23 protein-coding genes are annotated in these 26,326 nt (G+C 55.3%); 13 read left to right on the top strand and 10 right to left on the bottom strand.

Annotated elements, in window-relative coordinates; translation table 11 throughout:
- The first annotated feature begins 248 nt into the window (after positions 1-248).
- From ARCH_RS01425 to radA, 3 genes are all read left to right on the top strand, one after another.
- Positions 249-1,694, top strand: coding sequence for a TrkH family potassium uptake protein (locus ARCH_RS01425; RefSeq protein ID WP_013169534.1), 1,446 nt, complete (start codon positions 249-251; stop codon positions 1,692-1,694).
- Between the two features lie 77 nt (positions 1,695-1,771).
- Positions 1,772-2,440: a potassium channel family protein gene (locus ARCH_RS01420; RefSeq protein ID WP_013169533.1), complete on the top strand. Its 669-nt coding sequence runs from the start codon at positions 1,772-1,774 to the stop codon at positions 2,438-2,440.
- 37 nt (positions 2,441-2,477) lie between these two features.
- Entirely contained in the window at positions 2,478-3,854 is a 1,377-nt protein-coding gene (radA, locus tag ARCH_RS01415) for a DNA repair protein RadA (protein ID WP_013169532.1), read from the top strand.
- Positions 3,855-3,909: 55 nt separating this feature from the next.
- Here the strand turns inward: radA and ARCH_RS01410 are convergent, their stop codons facing one another.
- The 3 genes from ARCH_RS01410 to ARCH_RS01400 all read right to left on the bottom strand — a co-directional run bounded on the left by ARCH_RS01410 (position 3,910) and on the right by ARCH_RS01400 (position 6,787).
- On the bottom strand, positions 3,910-4,854 hold the full coding sequence (locus ARCH_RS01410; RefSeq protein ID WP_013169531.1) for a hypothetical protein: 945 nt from the start codon (positions 4,852-4,854) through the stop codon (positions 3,910-3,912).
- A 196-nt stretch (positions 4,855-5,050) separates the two neighbouring features.
- Entirely contained in the window at positions 5,051-5,635 is a 585-nt protein-coding gene (locus ARCH_RS09210) for a hypothetical protein (RefSeq protein ID WP_013169530.1), read from the bottom strand.
- A gap of 3 nt (positions 5,636-5,638) precedes the next feature.
- Positions 5,639-6,787 carry an AAA family ATPase gene (locus ARCH_RS01400; RefSeq protein ID WP_013169529.1) on the bottom strand — a complete coding sequence of 383 codons (1,149 nt, stop codon included), beginning with the start codon at positions 6,785-6,787 and terminating at the stop codon, positions 5,639-5,641.
- Positions 6,788-6,993: 206 nt separating this feature from the next.
- Here ARCH_RS01400 and ARCH_RS01395 point away from each other — a divergent pair, with 206 nt between their 5' ends.
- The 4 genes from ARCH_RS01395 to ARCH_RS01380 are packed head-to-tail and all read left to right on the top strand — an operon-like array spanning position 6,994 to position 11,250.
- Positions 6,994-8,283 carry an MFS transporter gene (locus ARCH_RS01395; protein WP_170121758.1) on the top strand — a complete coding sequence of 430 codons (1,290 nt, stop codon included), beginning with the start codon at positions 6,994-6,996 and terminating at the stop codon, positions 8,281-8,283.
- Positions 8,284-8,313: 30 nt separating this feature from the next.
- Positions 8,314-9,834, top strand: coding sequence for an MFS transporter (locus ARCH_RS01390; protein ID WP_013169527.1), 1,521 nt, complete (start codon positions 8,314-8,316; stop codon positions 9,832-9,834).
- Positions 9,821-10,363, top strand: a complete 543-nt coding sequence (locus tag ARCH_RS01385; protein ID WP_013169526.1) for a TetR/AcrR family transcriptional regulator — start codon at positions 9,821-9,823, stop codon at positions 10,361-10,363. Before ARCH_RS01390 ends, ARCH_RS01385 begins: the two co-directional genes overlap by 14 nt.
- The gene (locus ARCH_RS01380; RefSeq protein WP_013169525.1) at positions 10,360-11,250 is read left to right on the top strand and encodes an HhH-GPD family protein; all 891 of its coding nucleotides are present in this window, start codon (positions 10,360-10,362) and stop codon (positions 11,248-11,250) included. The genes ARCH_RS01385 and ARCH_RS01380 overlap by 4 nt, the downstream gene beginning before the upstream one ends.
- A 2-nt stretch (positions 11,251-11,252) precedes the next feature.
- Here ARCH_RS01380 and ARCH_RS01375 read toward each other — a convergent pair whose 3' ends face one another.
- Complete coding sequence (locus ARCH_RS01375; protein ID WP_013169524.1) at positions 11,253-12,203, bottom strand: sugar-binding transcriptional regulator; 951 nt, start codon at positions 12,201-12,203, stop codon at positions 11,253-11,255.
- Positions 12,204-12,387: 184 nt separating this feature from the next.
- On the opposite strand from ARCH_RS01375, the gene glpA reads away from it, so the two are divergent.
- The 6 genes from glpA to glpK all read left to right on the top strand — a co-directional run bounded on the left by glpA (position 12,388) and on the right by glpK (position 19,838).
- Positions 12,388-14,085 (top strand): anaerobic glycerol-3-phosphate dehydrogenase subunit GlpA, encoded by a 1,698-nt coding sequence (glpA, locus tag ARCH_RS01370; RefSeq protein ID WP_013169523.1) that lies wholly within the window; start codon positions 12,388-12,390, stop codon positions 14,083-14,085.
- Positions 14,082-15,281, top strand: coding sequence for a glycerol-3-phosphate dehydrogenase subunit GlpB (gene glpB / locus ARCH_RS01365; protein ID WP_013169522.1), 1,200 nt, complete (start codon positions 14,082-14,084; stop codon positions 15,279-15,281). Before glpA ends, glpB begins: the two co-directional genes overlap by 4 nt.
- Positions 15,278-16,537 carry an anaerobic glycerol-3-phosphate dehydrogenase subunit C gene (locus ARCH_RS01360; protein WP_013169521.1) on the top strand — a complete coding sequence of 420 codons (1,260 nt, stop codon included), beginning with the start codon at positions 15,278-15,280 and terminating at the stop codon, positions 16,535-16,537. Before glpB ends, ARCH_RS01360 begins: the two co-directional genes overlap by 4 nt.
- 78 nt (positions 16,538-16,615) lie before the next feature.
- Entirely contained in the window at positions 16,616-17,278 is a 663-nt protein-coding gene (locus ARCH_RS01355; protein ID WP_013169520.1) for a uridine kinase family protein, read from the top strand.
- Between the two features lie 220 nt (positions 17,279-17,498).
- The gene (locus ARCH_RS01350; RefSeq protein ID WP_013169519.1) at positions 17,499-18,245 is read left to right on the top strand and encodes an MIP/aquaporin family protein; all 747 of its coding nucleotides are present in this window, start codon (positions 17,499-17,501) and stop codon (positions 18,243-18,245) included.
- Between the two features lie 69 nt (positions 18,246-18,314).
- Positions 18,315-19,838: a glycerol kinase GlpK gene (glpK, locus tag ARCH_RS01345; RefSeq protein WP_013169518.1), complete on the top strand. Its 1,524-nt coding sequence runs from the start codon at positions 18,315-18,317 to the stop codon at positions 19,836-19,838.
- A gap of 574 nt (positions 19,839-20,412) precedes the next feature.
- Here glpK and lysS read toward each other — a convergent pair.
- From lysS to ARCH_RS01315, 6 genes are all read right to left on the bottom strand, one after another.
- A complete protein-coding gene (gene lysS, locus ARCH_RS01340) occupies positions 20,413-22,002 on the bottom strand; it encodes a lysine--tRNA ligase (RefSeq protein ID WP_013169517.1) in 1,590 nt (529 codons plus the stop codon).
- Between the two features lie 63 nt (positions 22,003-22,065).
- Complete coding sequence (gene panD / locus ARCH_RS01335) at positions 22,066-22,497, bottom strand: aspartate 1-decarboxylase (protein WP_041640608.1); 432 nt, start codon at positions 22,495-22,497, stop codon at positions 22,066-22,068.
- A 16-nt stretch (positions 22,498-22,513) separates the two neighbouring features.
- Positions 22,514-23,341 carry a pantoate--beta-alanine ligase gene (gene panC / locus ARCH_RS01330; protein WP_013169515.1) on the bottom strand — a complete coding sequence of 276 codons (828 nt, stop codon included), beginning with the start codon at positions 23,339-23,341 and terminating at the stop codon, positions 22,514-22,516.
- A gap of 40 nt (positions 23,342-23,381) precedes the next feature.
- Positions 23,382-24,269 (bottom strand): Rossmann-like and DUF2520 domain-containing protein, encoded by an 888-nt coding sequence (locus ARCH_RS01325; protein WP_013169514.1) that lies wholly within the window; start codon positions 24,267-24,269, stop codon positions 23,382-23,384.
- Positions 24,253-25,803 (bottom strand): PH domain-containing protein, encoded by a 1,551-nt coding sequence (locus ARCH_RS01320; protein WP_013169513.1) that lies wholly within the window; start codon positions 25,801-25,803, stop codon positions 24,253-24,255. The genes ARCH_RS01325 and ARCH_RS01320 overlap by 17 nt, the downstream gene beginning before the upstream one ends.
- Positions 25,803-26,306: a PH domain-containing protein gene (locus ARCH_RS01315; protein ID WP_041640295.1), complete on the bottom strand. Its 504-nt coding sequence runs from the start codon at positions 26,304-26,306 to the stop codon at positions 25,803-25,805. Before ARCH_RS01315 ends, ARCH_RS01320 begins: the two co-directional genes overlap by 1 nt.
- Positions 26,307-26,326: the final 20 nt, after the last annotated feature.

Below are 26,326 nucleotides of genomic sequence, written 5' to 3'. Positions count from 1 at the left end.
AAGCTCGTGCGGGGTCCAAATTTTTTGGTGCTTCGTCAGCATTTCAGCCACGGTGAATTACACCACATACTAAAACGCCCTGTTCTCGTCTCACCTTACCCGAATTTCACGTTTTTCACACCTTTATGGTCCGGTTTTGTGTGCCACATTTACCTTATATTTGCTGAATCGGACAGATTGGGGCGCATTCGTTCGGGCAGAGAGTTAGGCTTAGAGGGTTGTGTTCGTTTTATGCTAAAGGAGCGGTCTTGGCGCACGGAGTCCCTCCGCGATCCTCATCTGCTGGTCGCGGTCGTTTTGATGTTCGTATGTCGCTTGGTCCCGATTCGGATAGTGGCGTTCACGGGCACTCGTTGCGTAATTACATTAATTCGCTCGCCCGCAGATCGCCGGCTCGCTTGGCGATGCTCGTTTTTGGTGCGTTGATTTTTGCGGTTACGTTGCTGTTGATGGTGCCTTTTTCTTCGACGACGCCGGGCAGCTCGTCGTTTACGGACGCTTTGTTTACCGCAACGTCGGCTGTGTGCGTGACTGGCTTGACCGTCGTCGATACTGCTACTCACTGGACTGCGTTCGGCCATATTGTGCTGGCGCTCGGAATTCAAATCGGTGGTCTGGGCGTGATGGTGATTGCGTCGATTCTTGCGCTGGCTGTGTCGCGTCACTTGGGCTTGACGCAACGTATGCTGGCCGCGACTGAAACGAAAAGCCGGCTGGGGGACGTGGGTGCGCTACTGAAGGCGGTTATCGCAACGTCGCTGGTGGCGGAAAGTGTGCTCACCCTGGTGTTCCTCGGAAGTTTCGTGGGAATCGATCCGTCATTTGTGAGTGCGCTCGGGCATTCGCTGTTTATGGCCGTGTCAACGTTTAACAACGCAGGCTTCGTAATTTTGGAAGATGGACTGGGCCAATTTGTTGGCGACTGGGCCGTAAGCCTTCCCATTATTATCGGCACAATCATTGGTGCGGTGGGCTTCCCCGTCACCCTCAACGTGGCTCAAAATCTGCGCCATCCACGCAACTGGACCCTCCATTCGAAACTCACACTAGTCACGTACGGAATTCTGCTGGGAATTTCGATCGTGATGATCGCACTGCTCGAATGGAACAATCCGGCTACACTGGGCGGGCTCAACGGCGCCGAACGTACACTCGCCACCCTGTTCCACGCAACAACGCCACGTTCTAGCGGGCTCTCCACGCTCGATGTTGGGGATATGAACCAGTCCACCTGGTTCTTTATTGACATGATGATGTTCATCGGCGGCGGTTCGGCATCTACCGGTGGCGGAATTAAGGTCACGACCTTCGCAGTGTTGGCGCTTGCCATTTTGGCCGAGGCGCGCGGCGATCGGGACACGGAAGCGTTTGGGAAGCGGATTCCGGCGGATGTGGTACGCTTGGCGATTTCGGCAACCTTTTTGGGGGCGTTTATGGTGGGGGCGGCCACGTTGATCATTATGCAGTTGACCGATTTTTCGCTCTCTCACGTGCTGTTCGAAGTTATTTCGGCGTTCGCTACCTGCGGTTTATCGACGGGCATCACCTCTGCCCTGCCCGAATCAGCGAAGATCGTGTTGATTGTTCTCATGTATCTTGGGCGCGTTGGCACCATGACGTTGGCTGCCGCGTTGGCTTTGCGGAATCGCCGCCGAGTTATTCGTTTGCCGCAGGAACGCCCGGTTATCGGCTAATGTAGTTTCTGGATTCGGTGCGAGGCCGCAAAATCAATGAAATTTGCGGATTGGAAGAAAACGGAAGGGATTGTGCCATGGCACGTGTTGCTAACGAAAGCCCAGATGCGGTGCTGGTGATCGGCTTGGGCCGGTTTGGTTCTGCTATCGCAGTGACGCTGGATAAGTTGGGGCGCGATGTTCTTGCCGTGGAGTCTGATCCAGATCTGGCTCAACAGTGGTCTCACCGGTTCCGTGTGGTGGAGGCGGATGCTCGTTCGTCTGAGGCGCTTCATCAGTTGGGTGCGCAGGATTTTCAGATTGCGGTTGTGGGCGTGGGTACGTCGCTGGAAGCGAGCGTGTTGATTACCGCGAACTTGGTAGATATGGGGATGCGTGAGATTTGGGCGAAGGCCACGTCACGCGAACATGGCACGATTTTGCGGCGGATTGGCGCGAATCACGTTGTGTATCCGGAGTACGACGCCGGGCAGCGCGTTGCGCACATGGTGTCCGGCAAGATGCTCGATTACATCGAGATGGAAGATCAGTTCACGATCGTGAAGATGCTGCCGCCGAAGGACATGATCGGGTTTACGTTGGATCAGAGCCGGGTGCGGGAACGTTTCGGTGTCACTGTGATTGGTGTGAAATCGCACGGGCAGCCGTTTGAGTATGCCCGGCCGGAAACGTTGGTTTCTAGCGGGGATACGTTGATTGTGTCTGGCGAACCTGCACTGTTGGAGAGCTTCGCTAACCGACTGTAACCCAAACTATGTCGGACCCTCCATATAGGGTGAAGGTATGGCAAAAAGTAAGGCTTTATTCGTCTGTTCGGAATGTGGGTGGACAACCTCTAAGTGGGTTGGCCGCTGTGGTGAATGCCAGCAGTGGGGAACCGTGATGGAAAGCGGGGGCACTAGTGGCGCTCACGCGGTTACGCCTCTGATTCCGCATACTCCTGCTCAACCGATTACGGATGTGGGTACGCAAGCATCAGTGAAGGCTCCCACTGGGGTTGGGGAACTTGATCGTGTGCTAGGCGGCGGGATTGTTCCTGGTGTGGTGATCCTGTTGGCTGGGGAACCTGGCGTGGGGAAATCTACTCTGCTACTTGATGTGGCTGCTAAGGCCGCGCAGGAGGCTCAAAGGGAAAAGAAGAAACCTGTTCTTTATGTGACGGGTGAAGAATCGGCATCCCAGGTGCGTTCGCGCGCGGAACGTATCGGTGCGCTTCATCCTCATTTGCTTCTTGCTGCGGAAGCTGATCTTTCGCGCGTTCTTGGGCATGTGGAATCGTCTAAGCCATCGTTGTTGATCGTGGATTCGGTGCAAACGATTGCTGATCCAACGGTTGAAGGTGCTGCAGGTGGTGTTGCTCAGGTGCGGGCAGTTACAGCCGCGTTGGTAAATTTGGCGAAGAGTTCTGATCTGCCAGTAATCGTTGTAGGGCATGTGACGAAAGATGGTTCTATTGCAGGGCCTCGCGTGTTGGAACATCTGGTGGATGTGGTGTGCCAGTTTGAAGGCGATCGGCATTCGCGATTGCGGATGGTTCGCGCAGTGAAGAACCGATATGGTGCCACGGATGAAGTTGGCTGTTTTGAGTTGATCGATAGTGGTATTCGCGGCCTTGCTGACCCTTCGGGGCTGTTCTTGAGTGCACGTAACCTCACGGTTCCAGGCACGTGCGTTACGATTACGCTTGAAGGCCGGCGGCCAATGCCGGTGGAAGTTCAGGCGCTTCGTGTTCCAGCTGGTGGCCCGCCGCGGCGCACCACCTCTGGCGTGGATTCGTCCCGGGTGTCCATGATGATTGCCGTGCTTCAATCCCGGCTGGGTATTGCGTATGATCGTTCGGATATTTTCGTCTCCACTGTTGGCGGAGCGAAGGCAAACGAACCTAGCGTTGATATCGCTACTGCTCTAGCGTTGGCATCGGCGGCGGCTGATCTGCCGTTGGCGCCAGGCGTAATCGCATGTGGTGAAGTCTCGCTTACCGGCGAATTGCGGCCAGTTGTGGGACTTCAGCAGCGGCTTAACGAAGCGGCTCGTTTAGGGTTTAAGATCGCGATTGTTCCACAAAACGCGGATGGGATTAAAGCGCCCGATAACCTCACGATTCGCAAGGTCAGTGATGTAAAAGAGGCAGTCAACGCGGTACTCCCGCCGGCATCATAGCTTGTACAGCATCAGAACCTGTAACCGGAACGCCTGTGTGGAATCTGACCGGCGCTCAGTCTTCACCTTCTGCTTGCCCTTCAGCCGGTGAAGTTTGCCCTTCTGCTGGTGGGGTCTGCGCGTCGGATACGGGAGCTTCCCCTTCCTTTGCAGGAGCCGATTCTTCCGGAGTAGGCTCAGATTTAGCAGGTGCCGAAGCCCCACCAAGCTCAAATACGTATCCTTTGGATGTGAGTTCTTTACCTTGGTAGAACGCACGTGCAACATAGGTTCCAGGGGATGCTGGCCCCGTCGTCGAACAAATTTTTCCTGAATACTGCCCATTCCATGTGAAGGTTTGTTCGGATGCAACATCCTTATCGAGCAAAAGCCGTGGCGCAGCAATACCGGCTTCGCACGTCTCAGAATCAAAGACCTTCAAATCTCCGGTTGTGATCGTCACCTTGAAATCTTGGAGTGACGTTTTCATAACACACGGCACGCTACTTCGCGCATTCTTCACAGTCACATTCACCGCTACAGGTTGCCCGGCGATACTCCCCGTATGTGATATGTCTGCCGCCACCATATCCATTTCACATGGAATTGGATCAAAAGCTGCCGCTGGATCCGGTGGAGTTGCGTGTTCTTCAATCTTCTTTAAAGAAAAGATTACAAGCCCCACCACTGCAACAAGCAGAATGATAAAGCCTGCGATAGATCCACCTAGCTTGAGCATCCGGCGGCGCTGTGCCGCCGCCGCGGCTTGAGCCCGCCTAGCACGGAGTACCCTGTTCCTATCCCGCATCGCTCCAGATTGCGTTGTTGTAGATCGTGGCATGCGCGGATGCGAGCGTTGATTCCGCCCACGCATAGCAGCAGGCTGCGGTTGAGGGCGAGGTTTCTTGCTGCGTTCATTGGCTGGGCGGGCGGCGTGAAACGCCGCCCCAGGGCGTTGCCCTTGCCGCCGCGCGTCATTCGATGCCGCGGGCCGGCCGGCCGAACGCCCTGAAGACCTCACTGGACGCCCACCTTTTCGTGGTGGACGAGAATCTGAACCTCGCTCTTTATTCACGTCTTTAACGGTAACATTTTGTGCCGGACTTATTGTAAGTTGTATAGTTCACGATGCGCTTCCTCATTTGACTTTCCCCAACAGCTATATCGTGTCTATCCTCAACTGTGGCTACGCGCGATAGCACAGCCAAACGTGACTTTCAGAATGACACGTGTGCTTCTAACGCACGCATTGCTCGATCCAAACTCTCGTCACATTTCCGTGCGCGGTTAGCATCCCAGTGATTCGCAGCGAACTCTTCATATATCGGAATAAACTCAGGGCCCGCATTTCCCGACGAATTGAACAGTCTATCCTTAAAACGCTTTTTATACTTACCGTGTTGGCAGGCATTCAATAACGCCCGCTTGGGATCCTTAGCATTCCGAGCTGACTGGATCATGCCTTTACTCACACCAAAGAAATTCTCAGCCGCGTCTTCATCGGCCAACATCCAGCTCTCAATCATATTCACAGCAATACGCAATAGAAATGTGTCAGGCACTCCGGCGGGGTTAAGACGTCCGCGCAACTCGACTGGACATTGACCGTCAGCATCACGAACTACCAGCCACAGTTCCCCAGGAAAATAAGATGCAGCTTGGGCATATTGCGGAATCGCGTTGTCAAGGTTAACGCAACCTCTTTTAACGATCTTCTCCCCAACTTCGTTCCCTGTTGCTCGAATCACACTTACAAGAAACGGACGATCGCTTTCCCCCTCACACGCAAAATTTACTTTCATCAGCTACACAACGAATCCATTAATCTCACTGCCAATGCTCGGATTGATCAGAGTTGAAACAACATCCGAGGTGGAGAAGCCGGCCTGTAGGAGCTTCATCTCTCGGTCACACTCTGAAAGTTTCCTTGCCTCTGTATATTGATCACCTACAGTAAGTACAAGCACTTCGCTCGGATCTAGGCCTTCATCATCGAGTAAATCCGGTGAGTGGGTGGTCATCACCACTTGCATATTCTTACCACGTTGGGCACTGGCAAGCATCGATGGTAAACGCTTAACAATCTCCCTGTTAAGCGAGATTTCCGGTTCCTCAAGAAGCAATGTGCCATCTGATTTAGGTTGAGAAAGTACTGCCCACAAAAGCGCAATCAAGCGAACGGTACCATCAGAGAACTCCGATTCACGTTGTTTAGCAGGCTGCGCTCGCCAATGCTTAAAACCCGCCACCAGATGGGGTTGTCCTGATGCATCAACTTCGAGGTCAAGACTCTGGAACTCAGGCACTGCAATAGCTAATGCCTGCTGGATTTTATTCAGCCGAGAATCGCGATCCCGTTGACGTGTATCATTCATTTCTGCGATAAGCCCATCACCGTTGGCTGATACTCTGCGCATCCCACGTTCGCTATACCGAATATTTTGAGGTGAGGGATTAAAATAGTTCGCGTTTGCAAACAACTGAGCCACGTTACGGAATTCTGAATTGCTTGCAATCTGCTCCAAATGCGTTTGAGTGAGCAACTCCGGATCACGATCATCTGCCGTATTCGGCCTCTCAAGCAAGGTTATATCGTTATGCTTCACGATTTCGTGAACCACAATAGGACGCATCAGCCCTGCTTGCTCCTTTATGATCGCAAGCGTATATGACCACACATCTTCGCCATCTTGAAGTTTCACTGCAATCTCAATTTGTCCTTTATTATAGTTACGGGTATTGAGATTTCGGATCGTTTTCAGCCCGCCACGTCGTTCCACCGCGTTCGTCAGGCCCCCGCCCGGAGTAGCGATATCTTTTAAAAAACGAAAAACGTCAAGCAAGTTCGATTTGCCAGTTGCATTTGCCCCCACGATAAAGAGACGCCGATCAAGCGAGAACTCTATATCTCTGAAATTTCGCCAATTCTTCACACGTACCTGAGAGATTCGCATCCTTGCTCCATCCTGTCATTTTCAATGCACATGATAGCATCCAATACGTGGACATTAAGCTTACTCGCATATTGTCCACGTGCTTATGTGTAACGAGGCTGACCTACTGGAGGCTTCATCCAAAGATTCTTCTCTATTACAGGGCACATGCGCTCACAGCGTAAGGCGCCTTTTGTATGCAAATCCGCCAAGTAGACTGTCTGATCGTGAAACAAAGCGAAAAACCCACAGCACGCCAGCGGCGCGTCTCGATGCTGATAGCGGCGTCGGGAACAATCATCGAATGGTTTGATTTTTCCCTGTTCTTCTATCTGGCTAGTTCCCTGAGCCATACCTTCTATCCGAACTCGCGTATGTCGATGCTTATCGTGCTGGCTACAGGCGCGGTTGGGTTTGTGTTCCGGCCGCTCGGCGCGATTGTGTTTGGGCATATTGGGGATACTCGTGGGCGCACAACAGCACTCATTACGTCTGCCCTGTTGATGGCGATTTCAATGGCGGGTATCGCGTTGATGCCGGGTTACGTCACGATTGGCGTGTGGGGCGGTATCGCCGTTCTGGCGTTGCGTGCGCTGGCTGGATTCTCTGTGGGCGCGGAGTACACCGGGATTATGGTGTATTTGATGGAAACAGCGAAGCCGGAACGCCGTGGTTTTGCCGCAAGCTGGGCCGCCGCTAATTCTGAGGTTGGCGCATTACTGGCAGTAGGATCTGCTGCGATTGTCACGAACATGGTGGGTGCCGAGGCGTTACACGATTGGGGTTGGCGAATCCCGTTTGCGATTGGCGCTGTGCTTGCGGCAGGCATGATCCCGTTGCGGCGCTTTATGGTAGAAAGCCCGGTGGCGTTCGAGTCGAAGGACGATCGTGCCCCACTTACCTATACTCTTCAGGAACAGAAGCTGCCGATCGCCGTATCGTTTTTGATTTCCACTGTGGGTTCAGCAACCTACTTCTTAACTATCACGTATATTCCAACTTATATCGAGTCTGTACACGGCGCCGATTCGAGTTCCGCGTTGAATCTTGGCGTTATCGCGGCTATCGCGGCGATCGTTGTGACACCGTTTATTGGTATTCTTTCTGATCGTATTGGGCGCCGGTGGGCTTTTGGGACGACGCTGATCACTGTAGTTGTTTTGGCGGTTCCGGGTTACACGTTGCTTGGTTCGAAAGAGACTGCGACGTTGGCTTTCGCCGCCGTTTTGTTGGCTATTCCTGCAGCTGCCTGGAGCGCGATTGCGGCGGCCGCGATTCCGGAACAGTTCGCTGCCCGTGGCCGTTTCTCCGGGATGGCGTTGGGCTACAACGTGGCAACCGTGCTGTTTGGTGGTTTGACCCCGTTTGTGGTGAGCTGGTTGAGCGATTACTTTGCCGATCCGTTGGCGCCGGCCTACTACGCTTCGATAGTCACGATCATCGCTGGTACCCCTACAGTCATCTTGCTGGTTGATCGGGTGAGAGATCGCCAACGTTCGCGTTCGCGCGCTTCATAACCATACCGAACGTTCGGTACAGTTATCGCTATGCCTGACGTTTCTTCTTCCCCGGTTTCCGGAGTGGTTCCCGCACCGCATCCCGCACCTTCCTCCGCCATGTCTGCCCGCCGCAAGTGGCTGTTCCTTGGCGTGCTTAGTTCTGGCCTGTTCTTGGTTGGTGTGGATAATTCGGTGCTTTACACGGCTCTTCCTGAGCTGCGCCGCGTGCTTCACACAACGGAGCTCCAGGGCCTGTGGATTATTAACGCTTACCCGCTAGTCCTCGCGGGTCTCCTTCTGGGCACTGGCACGCTAGGCGATAAGATCGGCCATCGCCGTATGTGGATGATTGGCCTGGTGGTGTTCATGTTTGCGTCGCTGGGTGCGGCGTTCGCGCCGGGCCCGTGGTGGTTGATTGCGGCGCGCGCATTCTTGGGGTTTGGCGCGGCAACGTTGATGCCGGCTACGTTAGCGTTGATCCGCACAACATTCCGCGATCCGCGCCAGTTGGCTACGGCGATTGGGATTTGGGCGGCAACATCTACGCTGGGCGCTGCGGCCGGTCCGGTTATTGGCGGCTTTTTGCTGGAGCATTTTTGGTGGGGTTCGATCTTTTTGATCAATATTCCGATTGCGGTTGGCGCGTTTGTTGCCACGTTGATGATCGCCCCGCCGAATGAGGCGAATCCGGCAAAGCATTGGGATGTTGTTTCTAGCGTGTATGCGATGCTTGCCATGTTGGGCATGGTGATGTTTATTAAGGAGATTTCGAGCTACCAGAATCTGTGGGTTGTGTGTGGTTCGTTGGCGGCTGCCGTGTGTGGCGGGGTGGCGTTCAAATTACGCCAGGATAAGTTGCGTGAGCCGCTTTTGGAGTTTGATATTTTCCGTTCGTGGATGTTTACGGCGGGCGTGATTGCTGCCGGCATGACGTTGTTTATTATTGGCGGCGCCGAGTTGATGACTACCCAACGTTTCCAGCTTTCTGTTGGTTTCACGCCGTTACAGGCAGGTATGTTGGTGGCGGTTGCGGCGATTTCGTCCTTCTTCATGTCTGCGATTGGCGGCGCGATTGTTCATATTGTTGGGTTCCGTACGTTGATTTCGGGCGGCCTTATCACGTCCACAGTTGGCTTGAGTGCCATGTACGTTGGGGTTGCGAACCATGCGTTGTGGGTGACGATCACCGGTTTGGCTTTCACTGGCGCCGGGGTTGGTTTGGTGATGAGCGTATCGTCTACGGCGATTATTGGTTCGGCGCCGCGGAGCCGCGCCGGGATGGCGGCCGCCGTTGAAGAGGTGTCGTATGAGTTGGGTACGGTTATTTCGGTGGCGATTGTGGGTAGTTTGCTGCCGTTCTTTTATCGTTTGAATGTTCCATCTGAGATTGGGGGTTCGATTCACGACGCTTTGGCTCACCCCACGTTGTCCAATGTTGCGAAGGCTGGGTATGACGCGGCATATTTGGACATGATTTTATTGATGATTGCCGTAACGATTTTTGCCACCGCTGTGACCGCGTATGCGTTGCGTGGCAACCCGAAGGAGACTGCGTATGCGCACGAGTAAAAAAGCTGAAGTTCTGGATTCGATCGTTGCGATTATTGAAGAATCCGGGGTTGCGGGGGTGACGTACGATGCGGTGTCGGCCCGTAGTGGGATGAGTAAATCTGGCTTGATTTACCATTTCCCTACGCGCGAGGCGATGTTGCGTGACGTTCACGATTTTATGGCGCAGCGTTGGGAAGAGGGTTTGCTTGAGGCGTTGGGGGACGACGACGCCGGTTCGGCAGATGCTAAACTGCGCGCTAACCTGCGGGTGTCGCAAAATGCCGCCACGCGGGCGGAATTGATGATGACTATCGATGCGTCATCTGATCCGGAGATGTATGCGTTGTGGGCAGAAAAGTTGGATAGGTGGACGTGTTCGGCGCGCGATATCGCAACCGATAAGCGGGCATGCCAGGCCTATCTTGTGCAACTGATTGCGGATGGCTTGTGGGCACATGATTACATTAATGGTCGCCACCTATCTTCTGAACAGCGGGCCGTCCTGGTGGAAGCCGCTATCGCCTTAATTCCTACTGATGCTTCATGACTAACCTGAATCCTAATCTGCTCTACACCGAATTGACGGAGTGGTTTGCGTGCAATGCTCGCCCACTTCCGTGGCGCGAAACCCGTGATCCGTGGGCGATTTTGTTGTGCGAAGTGATGAGCCAGCAGACTCCCGTAGCTCGCGTGGAACCAACATGGTATGCGTGGCTAGAACGCTGGCCCACCCCAGCCGACCTCGCAGCTGCCTCCCCCGCGGACGTCCTTTTGGCGTGGGATCGCATGGGCTACCCACGGCGCGCATTGCGCTTACGCGAATGCGCGCAAGCAATCACCGAACGCTTCGATGGCCAGGTTCCGCGCACGCGCGACGATCTGCTGAGCCTTCCCGGGATTGGGCCATATACAGCCGATGCCGTGCTGGCCTTCGCCTACGAAGATTATTCCGTTGTCCTGGATACGAACATTCGGCGAGTGTTGGCCCGCTGGCACGGCGAAGCCCTGCCAGCCCCCGCGCAAACAAAAGCCGAACTGGCCAGAGCAACATCGTTGGTGCCAACCAATCCTCAAAAGGCGTGGCGCTGGAACGCTTCTATCATGGAATTTGGGGCGTTGATATGCACGGCACGAAATGCGAAATGTGTAGAGTGCCCCGTCGTCGATACCTGTGGCTGGAAAAACGCAGGCTACCCGTCAGATAGTTACGCAAGCACGCGAACACCTCAAAAATGGGCCGGAACCAACCGGCAAGCGCGCGGCGCAATCATGGCTGTTTTCCGCACGAATCCACACGAATCGTACGCCGAATCGGTGCTCGAAGAATTAAGCAAACTCCCTAGCGAGCGCTTCGTACCCGCGCTGGAATCCTTAAAAACAGACAAACTCGTGACGCAGGCAGACGACGGCCGGCTTCACCTGCCAGCCGCCTAACGCTACGAAATTTCGCGAAGGCGAGCGGCGGCATCTTCGTCGATAATCAAATCCGTGACAACCCCGGCACGCAGCGCGGCGCGCGTAGCAACCACCTTATCCACGCCTGACACCACACACAAACGCCGTCCAATCTGCATCAACTCATCCGGAGTTGGGCCAGACGCGCGTTCGTTAATCGGCAAATCACGCCACGTACCATCGGCGCGAAGAAGAACGGTACAGACGTCTCCCACCACGCCGTCGTCTTTAATCGTCATCAAATCTTCCGGACTCAAATACCCGCCCGAATAAACCAACGAGATGTTCTGGCCAGAAACGGAACCCACGCCAAACACGGCCACGTCGGCAGACGCCTGCAACTTACGCACCGACGCAATCGAACGCTCCCGCCACAACGCCTCCTTCGTGGACGTGAAATCAAAAAACGCCGGAACCGAAAAGTGCTGAACCATGCTCCCGTGCGCGCGGCCAAACGCCTCCATAATCGCGCCCGCATACGGAATACCCGTAGTAGACGGATTTGCCGCACCGTTCAACTGAACCACAACAGAACCCGCAGCCTGGCGCGGAACCAAATGATCTGCAATCGCAGAAACCGTATTCCCCCACGCCACACCAATAACCGTATTCGGCTCCATCGCGTTAGAAATCAACACGCCCGCCATCTGCGCAACCGCATTCAGGCGGCGCGCCTCATTCGATTGAAACGGAACAGGAACCACATGCGTACGCACCCCATATGCTTCACTAATCCACGTCGCAATCGTGGACGCAACTTCCTGCGGCGGATGCAACGTAATCTGAACCAAACCCTCATCACGCGCAGACTTAATAAGGCGCGAAACCGTAGAACGAGAAACGTTGAGCCGGCGCGCAATAGTCTCCATCGTTTCGCCCTGAACATAGTGCATCATCGCCGCTTCATAGGCTGTACTAACACGTTCGCTCATCAGGTTCCTCTCCTTACCTCACCGCAAACGGAACACCTCTCACTGTACCTGAACAATCGTGCACAGTTGTTCATCATAACGATTTTAGGGGCACTTACAGAGAAGGGTGCACCCCAAACTTATTAAAGTGGAGGTCAGGTGCTCAACGAAGCGCACAATTTAAAAAAGTTTAAGGAAAGATACCATGAAAACATTGTCAACCGATGTCGTGGTAATCGGCGGCGGAGCCACAGGCGCTGGCATCCTGCGCGATCTAGCAATGCGGGGCTTTCACGCAATCATGCTCGAACGCGCAGATGTAGCCCAAGGAACGTCAGGCCGTTTCCACGGATTACTCCACTCCGGCGGGCGCTACGTCGTCTCCGATCCACGATCCGCAACCGAATGCGCTGAAGAAAACGTCATCATGCGCAAAATCCACGCAGACGCCGTAGAAGAAACCGGCGGCCTATTCGTAGTCACCCCCGAAGATCCACTCGACTTCTCCGATAAATTCATCCAAGGCGCTCGCGATACCGGCGTGCCATGCGAAGAAATCTCCATCGCAGAAGCACTACGCATGGAACCACGCCTCAACCCAGGCATCAAACGCGCGTTCGCTGTAGAAGACGGCGCCGTTGACGGTTGGCGGATGTGCTGGGGGCTGATCGAATCGGCACGTTCGCTCGGATCGCTGGCACTGACCTACCACAAGGCCACCAAGATCAACAACGAATCCGGCGCAGTCTCCTCCGTTATTGCGCACAACGAACGCACCGGCGAAGATGTGCAGATCGATTGCCGCGCCGTGATCAACGCTGCCGGGCCGTGGGCCGGGCAGGTAGCCGCCATGGCTGGCGCGCATGGCGTTGACGTAGTGCCTGGCCGCGGCATCATGATAGCTATGAACCACCGGCTCTCTCACAGGGTAATCAACCGATGCATCCACCCGGCAGATGGTGACATCATCGTCCCAGCCCACACCGTATCTATCATAGGTACCACCGATAAGGCCGTGGCTGATCCAGACTTCCTAGAAATCGAACACGATGAAGTCATTCAAATGCTTGAAGCCGGCGAAGTCCTGATCCCTGGATTCAAGAACTCCCGTGCGGTTCACGTGTGGGCAGGCGCTCGCCCGCTCGTGAAGGATTCGCGCGTGTCTGCATCCGATACCCGCCACATGTCCCGCGGCATGGCAATCATCGATCATGGCGAACGCGATGGCATTTCTGGCATGTTCACAATCGCAGGTGGAAAGCTCACCACCTACCGTTTGATGGCAAAGAACGTGGTAGACGCGCTCATGGAACACTGGGGCGAAAATCGCCCATGTGTTACCGAAACCGAAGCAGTCCCATCCGCCGCCGGCAAACGCACCCATCGCAACTCCGATCGCCTTGCCAAAGTTGAAGCAACCCGCGATCACGATCCGGTGCTGTGCGAATGCGAACTCGTTACCCGTTCGATGATCGAAGATCAGCTCGAACAACAGCCGGAAGCCAACCTGGATGATGTTCGCCGCCAAACCCGTTTGGGCATGGGGCCATGCCAAGGCACATTCTGTGCCATGCGTGCGGCCGGGGTGATGCACGATGTCTACCGGAAGAAATCCGATGATCCTGTGGCCTCCGCAGATCGCACCTCCACCATGTTGCGCCTGTTCACCACCAACCGGTTCGACGGCGTTTACCCACTCCTCTACGGCGAACAAATGCGTGAAGCCGCATTGAACCAGTGGATTTTGCAAGGAACATTGGATATCGATCACTTGCCCGAACCAAGTGCCGAATCCAAGAAGTCCACCGGCGATCTGGCGCTCGTTCACGGCCGCCCAGTTCCGCCAAAAACCGAGGTTGTTGGAGCGCGCCCATGGGGCCAGAAAGAAGGTGATCTTCGATGAAGATCGTTGTTGTTGGCGCAGGCCTAGCCGGTTTATCGGCGGCGATGATGCTCACCGAAGCTGGCCATCGCGTAGAAATCGTATCCAAAGGTATCGGCGGTTTGTTACTCTCCACCGGCGGGCTGGATGTTGCCGGCTGGAACGCAGACGGCACCCCAGTTTCGCAGCCGTTTGAGGCCGTGGAATCCTACGCCGGATCCGAACACCCATACGCGAAGATCGGCGCAGAATCAGTGCGCAAGGGAATCGGCTGGCTATCCTCCCGCACGCCAGCCTTCCACTTCCCGGCAGGCGACGAAACCAACGCGTTGATCCCAACCCCCGTTGGGGCTGTGCGGCCAATGCTCGGACTCCACTCCACCATGGTTGGCTTGGAAAACGGGCAAAAGATCGCCGTTGTGGGAATCAAGCAGTTCAAAGATTTCCCAGCCCAGTTCATTGCAGACAACCTGAGCCGCTCCCCTTACGTGGATGTTCAGGCACGTGCAGTAGAAATAAGCATGAATATTCGCTCGCATGAAGCCGATTCAGCAGGAACAAATATCGCCCGTTTTCTTGACACCTCGGAGGGCCAAACTGCGTTTGTTGATGCCCTACGCGGCAAGGTTGAACCAGATGAAATCGTTCTCCTGCCAGCTGTTCTTGGGCTCGATCCACGCACGTTCGGCGTGTTGAGCGATGCACTTGGCGTGCGCCTGAGCGAAGTGCCGGTTGCCCCGCCGTCGATCCCAGGCCGCCGTATCAACGATGCGCTTGTTGCCGCCGCGAAAGCTTCCCGCGTGGACCTGTCCAATAACGCGCAAGTGATCGGGTGCGAACACGAAAACGGCCGTATCACAGCCGTTCATATCCAGCGCGCAGGACGCGTCACGGTATCCAAAGTTGACGCCGTGATCCATGCCGGTGGCGGATTCGAATCCGGTTCGCTCACCCGCTCCCCAGAAGGTGACATCCGCGAGCGCGCATTCGATCTCCCTGTACGCGAAACGGCAGACATCTTCGCATCGGGCGTGCGTGTTGACGCATCGATGCACCCGGTTGATGAATCGGGCGCGGTAGTTTTCCAGAATATGTATCTGGCCGGATCGATCATCGGCGGCTCCCATGCTCCGGTGGAAAAGTCTGGTGAAGGAATTGCGTTGGGTTCGGCGTGGGCGGCTGCTCATGCTGCTATGAGCGAAGGAGAAAACCGATGAGTCTGGAGTATGCAAAGGCATCGCTTGCTCGCATGTCTCTCGATTCGTGCGTGAAGTGCACGATTTGCGAATCGCAATGCCCAGTTATCCGCTCAACCGATCTGTTTACTGGCCCAAAGTTTGTGGGCCCGCAGGCAGAGCGTTTCCGTGCGGGGGCATCGGTTGACGTTTCGCTAGATTACTGTTCTGGTTGCGGTATTTGTACGACGTCGTGCCCACAGGGCGTGAAGATCGCAGAAATCAACGCGCAGGCTCGTGCGGTAATGAAGGCCGATCACATGCCGTTGCGTGATCGCATCATTCCTGAAACGATCCTCGAAGGCATGCTGCTCACCCCTGTAGCGCCGATCGCCAACGCCGTGTTAAAGAACAAGCCAATCCGTACCGTGATTGAGAAGGTTGTGGGCGTTCACCGCGATGCCCCAATGCCGAAGGCGCGTATGCAGACTTTCCACGGCTGGTATAAGAAGCACAAGCGCCAGCGCGATGCGAAGTTGGGTGCCGATTACGTGGCGCCTCGCGGGCCAGTAGTGTTCTTCCACGGCTGTGCGGGCGGCTACTTTGAGGTGGAAACATCGAAAGCCACGGTGGAAGTGCTGGAGTACTTGGGATTTGAGGTGCTGGTTCCGAAGCAGGGTTGTTGCGGCTTGGCACATCAATCAAACGGTTTGTTCGATCGCGCCGAATCTCAGGTGAAGAAGTTGGCGCGCCAACTGGCGGAGGCCGGTGACGATCTGACCATCATCGGTTCGTCCGGTTCATGTGCGGGCATGTTGCGCCACGAAGCGCACGAAATCATGGGCGTGGATGATCCGGTTGTAATGGACGTAGGCAAGCGCATGGTTGAGCTGTCTGAATTCATGTTGGAGCTGATCGACAACAACAATTTCCCCGTGGAAGATCTGAAGCGTTGGGACGTGACTATCCCATACCATCAACCGTGCCAGGTGAAGTCGCAAGGTATTGGTATGCCTGCGATTCGCATGATGGAAACGATTCCTGGTGTTACGGTTGTGGAGTCCGGCCAGCCGTGTTGCGGCATCGCAGGTACGTACGGCCTAAAGAAGGAAAAGTATGAGATCGCGCAGCGCGTTGGCAAGCCACTATTCGACATGGTGAAGGACACGAACCCGAACCTTGCCGCGTGTGAAACCGATACGTGCCGTTGGCAGATTGCCAAGGGAACTGGCGCAAAGGTTGTGCATCCGATTCAGATTATTCACCAGGCGCTTGGACTTGGTTCCGTCCTGAAGTAGGTACGCTTAATTTCACAGTTGATAACACCACTGCACCTCGCCGTAAGGCGGGGTGCAGTTGGTTGTAGACTGGATTGCATGTCCACTCCACTTAGTAATGACGGCTTGTTTGATCTTCCCGATAGCGCCCAGCGCGTCCCGCACGCGAAGGTTATTTTGGTTACCGGGCCTTCGGGTAGTGGTAAGACTCGTTTCGCATCCCGCACCGGTTTGCCTGTGGTTTCGTTGGATGATTTTTATTACGACGGCGATCGGCCAGGCCTGCCACGCCGCCACGGCATGGTTGATTGGGATTCTCCTTCTACGTGGGATCGTGAAGGTTCTGTGAATGCTCTGGTGGAGTTGTGTACCAAGGATGAAACTACTGTGCCGATTTACGATATGCCGTCTAGCAAGCGGGTGAGCGATCGGATTTTACGCATGGACGGCCGCCGCATCGTGTTGGCTGAAGGCATTTTTGCTGCAGAAATCGTGGACGATCTGAAGAAGGAAGGCATTTTGGCTGATGCGTTGTGCATCGCCCGCCCCCGCGTACAAACGTTCTGGTTCCGGTTAATGCGCGATCTGGATGAAGCACGCAAACCATTACCGAATCTGTTGCGGCGCGGTATTGCACATTTCTTCCACGAACCACAAATGTATCGGGATCTAGAAGCGAAGGGCGCCCGCAAGGTGTCCTACACGGAAGCACAGGAAGTGCTGACTCAAATGTTGGCAGCTCAACGCTGGTCAATCCAGTAAAATCTCAGCAGTTTCACATCCTCCCATTAGCGGGTTTATATACGTTAGAACGCGCGTGCAAAGAACTCCCCTTGTTCTTGCACGTGCGTTCATTCGTATGTCTCACCTTACGTCTGAACGACTTTTATGCCACAGTTGAAGTGTGTGCTGGATTACATACTCCAGCAGCCATCTTGTTACACTCACCCGCAAAGGCGCGGGAAGAGAAAGGTAGAAGAACATGAGTCTTTTAGAGGTCTTTATTTCCGAAACCATCGGTACTGCCCTACTGATCACGCTCGGTGTTGGCGTTGTTGCAACCACACTCCTCACCAAATCAAAGGGTAAAGGAACCGGTTGGCTTCTGATCAACTTCGGCTGGGGTTTCGCAGTCATGATCGGTGTTTATGGAGCATGGAAGACCGGCGGCCACCTCAACCCAGCCGTCACCCTCGGTATCGCCGCCACCGGCGCTGAAGAATTCGTGCCAGGCGTTGCAATCACCGCCGCATCTATCCTCACCTACATCGCCGGCCAAATGGTTGGTGCAATGATCGGCGCTACCCTCGCATGGCTAGCCTTCAAGGATCACTACAACGCTCACGAAAACCAGGCAGAAATCCTCGGCACCTTCGCAACCGGCCCAGAAATTCGCAACTACACCTCAAACGTGATCACCGAGGCCATCGGAACATTCGTCCTCCTCACCTGGGTTATCCTCTCCGGCGCAACCCCAACAGAACTCGGCCCACTAGCAGTCGCGCTCGTGATCGTCTCCATCGGCGCATCACTCGGTGGCCCAACCGGATACGCCATCAACCCAGCCCGTGATCTCGGCCCACGTATCATGCACGCCATCCTCCCAATCAAAGGCAAGGGCGGCTCCGACTGGGCATACTCCTGGGTACCAATCGTTGGCCCAATCATCGGCGGCGTACTCGCCGGCCTCATCTTCGGCGCCAACACACTCAACCTAGCCGGACTCTAAACCAACCAAACCTGTGATCGCGCATCGGCCACAACGTCGTCGTCGATCCTAACCGTGAAAGGACTTTCCATGACTGAGAAAAAGTACGTTATTGCAATCGATCAAGGCACCACATCGTCACGTGCCATCATCTTCAACCACTCAGGCGAAATCGTCTCTATTGGGCAAAAAGAACACGAACAAATCTTCCCCAAAGCCGGCTGGGTAGAACACAACCCAATCGAAATCCGTAACAACATTCGCCAAGTGATAGGTGAAGCGCTCGCCAAAGCAGACATCAACCGCCACGAAATCGCCTCCGTAGGTATCACAAACCAGCGCGAAACCGCAGTTGTCTGGGACAAAACCACCGGCGAACCAATCTACAATGCAATCGTGTGGCAGGATACGCGAACCGATAAAATCGTGCGCGAACTCGCAGGCGAAGAAGGCCTAGATAAATACAAAGAAACATGCGGCCTCCCACTCGCAACCTACTTCTCCGGCCCGAAAGTCAAATGGATCCTCGATAACGTCGAAGGCGCCCGTGAAAAGGCAGAAGCCGGCGATCTCCTCTTCGGAAACACGGATTGCTGGGTACTTTGGAACCTGACCGGCGGGCCAAACGGAGGTGTCCACGTCACTGACGTCACCAACGCATCTCGCACCATGCTCATGGACGTACGCAAACTCCAATGGGACGAAGGAATCTGTGCCGATATGGGCATCCCGATGTCCATGCTCCCAGAAATCCGCTCCTCCTCCGAAGTCTACGGAAAGGCCGCCAAGAACTCCCTACTCATCGACACCCCAATCGCAGGCATCCTCGGCGATCAGCAGGCCGCAACCTTCGGGCAGGCCTGCTTCGAGAAAGGCATGGCCAAGAACACCTACGGAACCGGCTGCTTCATGCTCATCAACACCGGCAACGAAGCAGTCACCTCCGAAAACGGCCTGCTCACCACCGTGTGCTACAAGATCGGCGAACAAGAAGCCGTGTATGCGCTCGAAGGCTCCATCGCCGTTACCGGTTCACTCGTTCAATGGCTCCGTGACAACCTGGGCATCATCTCCACCGCCCCAGAAATCGAAGCCCTGGCTGAAACCGTAGAAGACAACGGCGGCGTGTACTTCGTGCCAGCCTTCTCAGGCCTATTCGCGCCTTACTGGAAGGATGACGCCCGCGGGGCGATCGTTGGTTTGACCCGGTACAACAACAAGGGGCACCTGGCGCGCGCAGTCCTAGAAGCAACCGCATTCCAGACCGCCGAAGTGCTCGAGGCCATGAACGCGGATGCCGATGCCGCACTGGCGCAGCTGCGCGTGGACGGCGGCATGACAGCCAATGATACACTCATGCAGTTCCAGGCAGATCTGCTTGGCGTGGAAGTTGTTGTTCCTGAAGTTGCCGAAACCACCGCGTTGGGCGCCGCCTATGCTGCCGGTATCGCTGTTGGCTTCTGGAGCGGCGAAGATGACGTTGTGGCTAACTGGAAGGAAGCCAAGCGCTTCACGCCAAAGATGGACAAGGAGGAGCGCGACCGCCAGATGCGACTCTGGAAGAAGGCCGTAACCCGCACCTTCGACTGGGTGGACGAAGACACCACGCACTGATGGGGCTGGCCAGGAACTGGGGTTCCTGGCCACCTTTCTGCCTACAAGCCACGTGGACCTGACCTAATATCGCCCGCAGATACACAAAACTCACCCGCAGATACACAAAACTCACTTATTTCCGGAGATAGAGCCGTATAGAGGGCTATCGTCGGAAATAAGTGAGTTTTTCGTCAGTTTGAGGTGATCTGTACTCAGGCCACCGGTGAGTGAAGTGCCCCATTAACTACCTACGATTCGGTAATGCTGACCATAATCGAAATAGTGGCAAATATTGCCACTATTCTCGAAATAATCAGGGTCGGTGAAGCGCCGGGCGCCGGCGGGTAAGCTCACGATATATCATGCGCCGGCGGGTAAGCTCGCGAAATATCATGCGCCGGCGCAGAATACCTCGCATAAAAGGCTGGCCCAGATACGCGCAATACGTATCTGGGCCAGCCCCAAGAGTCGGATATTCGGCCTCCGGTTCAGCAGAAAACCTTAGACAGATCGGTAAATCCCGCAGCCGCAGCCGACTTCACAGCACCAGCCGCAGCCGGCTTCACCAAATCAGCCGCAAGGTTTCACAGCATCAGCCGCGTGGCTTCACAAACGGGAAGGTGATCGTTTCGCGGATACCCAAGCCGGTGAGGGCCATGAGGAGGCGATCGATGCCCATACCCATACCGCCGGCTGGCGGGAAGCCCTGCTCCATTGCTTCGATGAAATCTTCATCAAGCTGCATTGCTTCCGGATCACCGTTGGCGGCGTCCAGCGATTGCGCAGTCAAGCGTTCACGTTGGATAACCGGATCAGCCAGTTCAGAGTATGCGGTAGCCGTTTCCACACCACGAATGTAGAGATCCCACTTTTCAGTGAGGCCTGGCTTGGTGCGGTGGTTACGAGTCAGTGGTGAGGTGTCTTCTGGGAAGTCACGCACAAAGGTTGGAGCCCAGAGCTTATCGCCCACGAGTTCTTCCCAAATATCCTCAGCAATCTTGCCGGCAACGGCGTAATCCTTCACCTTGACGCCATACTTTTCAGCAATCTTCACCAGGTGTTCGCGTGGCGTTTCAACAGTGACCTCTTCACCAACCGCTTCAGAAAGCGATTCGTAGAGAGTAATCGTGTCCCATTCGCCGCCCAAATCATATTCGGTGCCATCGGCCAACGTGACCGTGGTCGAACCAAAAACGTCCCGTGCCGCATTCTGTACCAAATCGCGAGTCAAACGAGCCATCGAATCGTACGTACCGTATGCTTCGTACGCTTCGAGCGCCGTGAACTCTGGGGAGTGCGACGAATCCGCGCCTTCGTTACGGAAGTTCTTGCCGATTTCATACACGCGCTCAACGCCGCCAACAACCGCACGCTTCAAATACAGTTCGGTGGCGATACGCAGGTATAGATCCTGATCATAAGCGTTAATGTGCGTGGTGAACGGACGTGCCGCAGCGCCGCCGTGCAACACCTGTAAAATCGGCGTTTCGAGTTCAATGAACCGCTCGGCATCGAACGTATCGCGCAACGAACGCATCACCTTGGCGCGGATCCGGATCATATCACGGGCACCCTGGCGGGTAATCAGATCCAAATGCCGCGCACGCACACGCGATTCTTCACTGAGCGCCATTTCCTGGCCGTCAGCAGTAGTAAAAGTCTTCGGCAACGGGCGAATGGCCTTCGACGCCATCTCCCACACGTGCGCAAACACGGAAAGTTCGCCACGCTTAGAGGTACCCACGTGGCCGTTCACGAAAATAAAATCGCCCAGATCCACATCGGCCTTCAATGCGTCAAGCGCCTCCTTGCCAACATTGGCAAGCGAGAAGATCACCTGGATACGGGTGCCTGCACCATCTTGGAGCACAACAAACGCGATCTTGCCCGATGGGCGCATGAACATGACGCGGCCGGCGATACCAACCATGTCCTCTGTTTCTTCACCAGGCACCAAAACGCGCGCGGTCCCGGCCGGAGGTTCAACCACGTTTCCGTCCGCATCCACGTCAGCTACTACGTAACCTTCACGCACATCCACGATCGTTGAGTCAAGAGGAAGTTCCGCAGCGTATGCCTGCCGGCCTTCCGCCAACAAACGGGCGCGCTTTTCTTTACGAACCTGGATTTGTTCCGGGGTATCGTCAACAATCTCTTCAGCAATATTTTCGTTGGTGTTCACCCTCTAAGCGTACAAGTTACGCCTGGAAATATTCGAGAAAATTGACGTGATATGTAGCGCGAATTACTCGTTTCGCCCGGCACGCACCTGTGCGAACGGCACACCCGACGACGAAAGGCCTACAGTCCCCTCTGGAACCTGCCCTGGTTCATTGCTCAGGTTGGTGATGCGATTGTGCTCATCCACCAGTACAACGCGCGGATCGATCGTGCGCGCGGATTCGTCATCAAGAAGCGAATAGCACATGATAATCACCAGATCGCCTGGGCTCACTTTGTGAGCGGCGGCCCCGTTGAGGATGATGTCGCCTTTCCCGCGCTCGCCAGGAATAGTGTAGGTGGTGAGGCGGTTGCCATTGTTCACGTCCACAATATCCACGGATTCGCCGGGGAGAATATCGGCGGCGTCCAGCAGATCGGCGTCAATGGTAACGGATCCGACGTAGTGGAGATCTGCTCCGGTTACAGTTGCGCGATGGATTTTTCCGGTGACCATCCGGCGCAGGCGCGTGTTAGCCAATCACAACCTCCAAGTTATCTATCAAGCGGGTTTTCCCTACCCAGGCTGCGGTTACGAGGAGTCCGTTTCCGCGTCCGTCTAACTGCATGAAGGTATCACGATCAACGAGTTCGAGGTAATCGAGCTTGACTCCGGGCGCGTGGGCGATCGATTCGCGTGCGGCGGCGAGCGTTTGGGCCGCGGTTCCGTCCGCATCGGCCACGCGTTTTCCGGCGGCGAGGGCTTGGGAAAGCCCGAGCGCCTGCTGCTTTTCGGTTGCCGACAGGTACGTGTTTCGGGACGACATCGCCAGCCCCGTCGCCTCACGTTTGATTGGCACGGACTTGATTTCCAGCGGCATGTTCAGATCCGCCACCATCGTTTTAATCAACGCGAGCTGCTGGGCGTCTTTCTGCCCGAACCACGCGGCGTGCGGCCGAACCAAATTGAACACTTTGTGGACGATTTGCAGCACACCAGCGAAGTGCGTGGGGCGCGTTTTCCCTTCAAGGATCGTTGCCACCGGGCCCGGGTCGATTCGCACAAGCAGGGTGCGTGGGTAGATCGATTCGTCAGTTGGAGCAAAGACGACGTCGACGCCCTCAAGTTTCGCCACGTCACCTTCCAGATCACGCGGGTAGGCTTCGAAATCTTCACCAGGCCCGAACTGGAGAGGATTGACGTAGATTGAGACAACGACGTGGTCCGATTCCCGCCGGGCTGCTTCAACAAGTGACAGGTGACCATCATGGAGTGCCCCCATGGTCATAACCAAACCAATATCTCCATGGAGCGGTTCGAGCGCCGCTGCAAGCTGTGCTGGGGTAGTAGCGATGATCATGGTTTCTCCGATCAACCCATAAAAGTTGCCATATAACGGCTTAGAGTTTACTCCGAATCGCCTTAAATGACTCCTCAGTAATTACTCTGCGAGCCAAAGCACGCTGTGCCGTAGCATCCGCGAGCGCCCGATATGTAGACGGAATATCTGCCAGGTCAGGTTCTTCTTCGGCGATAGTATCAAGGGTTTCGACGTGTTCTGCCACCGTTCCCGCATCTCCCCGAACCACTGGGCCAGTTTGAAGGGCTTCGCCAGAACTCAACGCACCTTCGATTGCTGCCGTGATGAGTGGCCGCAGATATTCATTCTCCAACCCGATACTCTTGAGCAACCGAATCGACTGCGCAATCACAGTCACCACATGGTTCGCGCCATGTGCGAGCGCAGCATGGTAAACACCGCGATCACCTTCCGCGATCACGAAGCCTTCACCACCCATATCAGCCACCAGCGCCAAGCCAATCGGTTGCAACATCGCAGGCGCAGTCACAGCGAACGGGCAGCCTTGCAACCGAGCCACATCCAACGTTGTTCCCGTAAACGTCATCGCAGGATGAATCGCAATCCCCAAAACACCCTGAGCCACAGCCGGTGCCAACACATCCGTGCCAAACCTGCCAGCCACATGAACCACCAGCTGCCCCGGATGCCAAGCACCCACGGCCGCAAGCCCGTCAACGATACCGGCCAGTTCGTCGTCGGGAACCGCCAACAATACCACTTCGCTACGTTCCACGATCGTACGAACGTCAAGCACAGGAACCCCCGGAAGCATCGTTTCCACACGATCAACGCTCGCTTCCGACGTGGCGTAAGCACCCACAATCTGATGCCCCGCCGCACGCAACGCCGAACCCAACGCGGCCCCAACCTTGCCCGCCGAAACGACACCGATACCCATCCGGCCCGTCTTATTCTCCACGAACATCACCCACCAAATTCAAACGAGCCTTCCACTCATCGATCGTCTCGCTCACCTCAATCTCACGCGCCTGCTTCGTCAAAGCATTCTGGCGCAGAACAAGCTCATGCATCTGATCGATATCAAAATTCTTTACAATCCCATGAACCGGCCCCACAAGCATGTGAACATGAACCGACGCCAAACGCAACCAACGCTGCAACGGCCCCTGCTGAATCGCAACCGACTGCGTATGATCCTGGAAAATCAACTGAACCGAACGCCAGAGACGGCCACGCCGAATCGCAAACACGCGAACGTTCGCATAAAACGCGCCAACCGTACCCGCAATCGGATCAATCCACCGCACCCGCTTCGGAGGAGTCTCAAGGAAATGAGCCTTGCCCTTCCGGTACATTAACTCATCCATCAGCCGCGCGTCATCATCCGTACCCAACGTTGGGAAAATAGTTGACACCACACGGATAACCTCCGCACGCGATCCACACGGAACAATCACATTCGACGCGTTGTCCGTCATATCCTCAAGTGAAGAACCCGCGATCGTCACAGTCACCTGCCACCAATCAAACCGGCGCCACAACAACGGCTGCTTAATACTCACAGCGTGAATACGCGTAGGAGGCAACGAACGAGTCACCAGCTTTGTCAACCCATGCCGAATCTTCAAGCCGTTCTCTGCCAAAAACACCTTCGTGTTAAACGACCCCGAAATGTACTTGATCGAATTCACCACAGTACCTGCGATAAAGAACAAGAACGCAACCGAAAAACCGCTCTCAAACACAAACTTCCACACCGCAGCCAAAATCACGCCGGCGATGGAAAACAGAGCACTGCCAGTCAGAATCGTGGACGGGATCAGCCGCTTCGTTGGCAGATGGTAAACCATTTGGTCGGAGATGGCTGGCTGGGTTGCTGGAGCACTTGACTGGGGGTCAAGGGGCTGGTGAGGTGCGGTAGCGTCGTCGTCGGCAATGGAAACTTCCGTAAGAACTCCCCCGCGAGCCTTCGCCAAACTAGCCAGAATCTCCTCACGCAACACGCGGCACTGATCCAACGGAAGCAACCCCAGCTCAACCGGATCCTCCGCAAAACCGGCCGCATCCACCTTCACCGCACCGAAACCAAAAATGCGCGCAAACAACCGCTGCTCAACCTCAACCGACTGAACACGATCCCACCGCACATGCTGATACTTCTTCATCACAATGCCGTTGCGGTAATGCACGCCAGAGGGAACAATCGCGTACGACTTATGGCGCCACATCACAGCGCTCACGCCCACAAAAATCGCCGTGAGCCCCAGCAAGATCCCCACGCCAATCAACACGCGCGTAGGCGTAATAAGCTCAATATAAAACCCCAGATCATTGACCTGATTCTCAACAATCTGGGCAATGATCACGGCAATAAACGCACCCAGTGCTAGCCACGTAGTACCCGCATCTGCAAGCGGCGTTACCTTGTGGAACTTACGCCACGCCCCCTGCGGGACACTGGACTCGCCAAGCTTCTGCTTGTCCGTTTTCTCTGCCATCACAGGCCTTCCAACTTTGTTTGACCCAAACGGGTGAGCTTTTCGCGCAAACGTTCAGCTTCTGCCAATGGCAGACCAGGGATCGAAGCGTTCGAACTTGCAGATGCCGTGACAAGCTTGACCGATGCCAGCCCAAACTTGGTGAGCAACGGTCCCGTACCCAAATTCACTTGCTGCATGCGACCATACGGCACCATCGTGACTTCCTGGAACATGATGCCCTTGCGGATCAGGAGCTCATCTTCAAGTTCCACATATCCGAGGGCCTTAGCACGGCGCAATGCCAGCCAGACATCCCATACAGCCACGATTACAAGCAGGCCGCATATAATCCACAAAGCGATCGCCCACCAGCCTTCAACATCAGGGAGGAGGGTAAAGTACGTCGATACCACGCTGACCGCTATTAAGAGCCAGATAATAATGTGGCGCACGAAGGTTACCTTCACGAAAGCTGGATCTACAGGCGTGAACTCAGTGCTCACCATTAAACGATTGTTCATAATGCTGATTTTACCAGGAT

It is taken from the genome of Arcanobacterium haemolyticum DSM 20595, from assembly GCF_000092365.1.
Classification (GTDB): Bacteria; Actinomycetota; Actinomycetes; order Actinomycetales; family Actinomycetaceae; genus Arcanobacterium; species Arcanobacterium haemolyticum.
The sequence above is the reverse complement of the archived record's forward strand: the minus strand, read 5'-3'. Positions and strand labels throughout refer to the sequence as shown.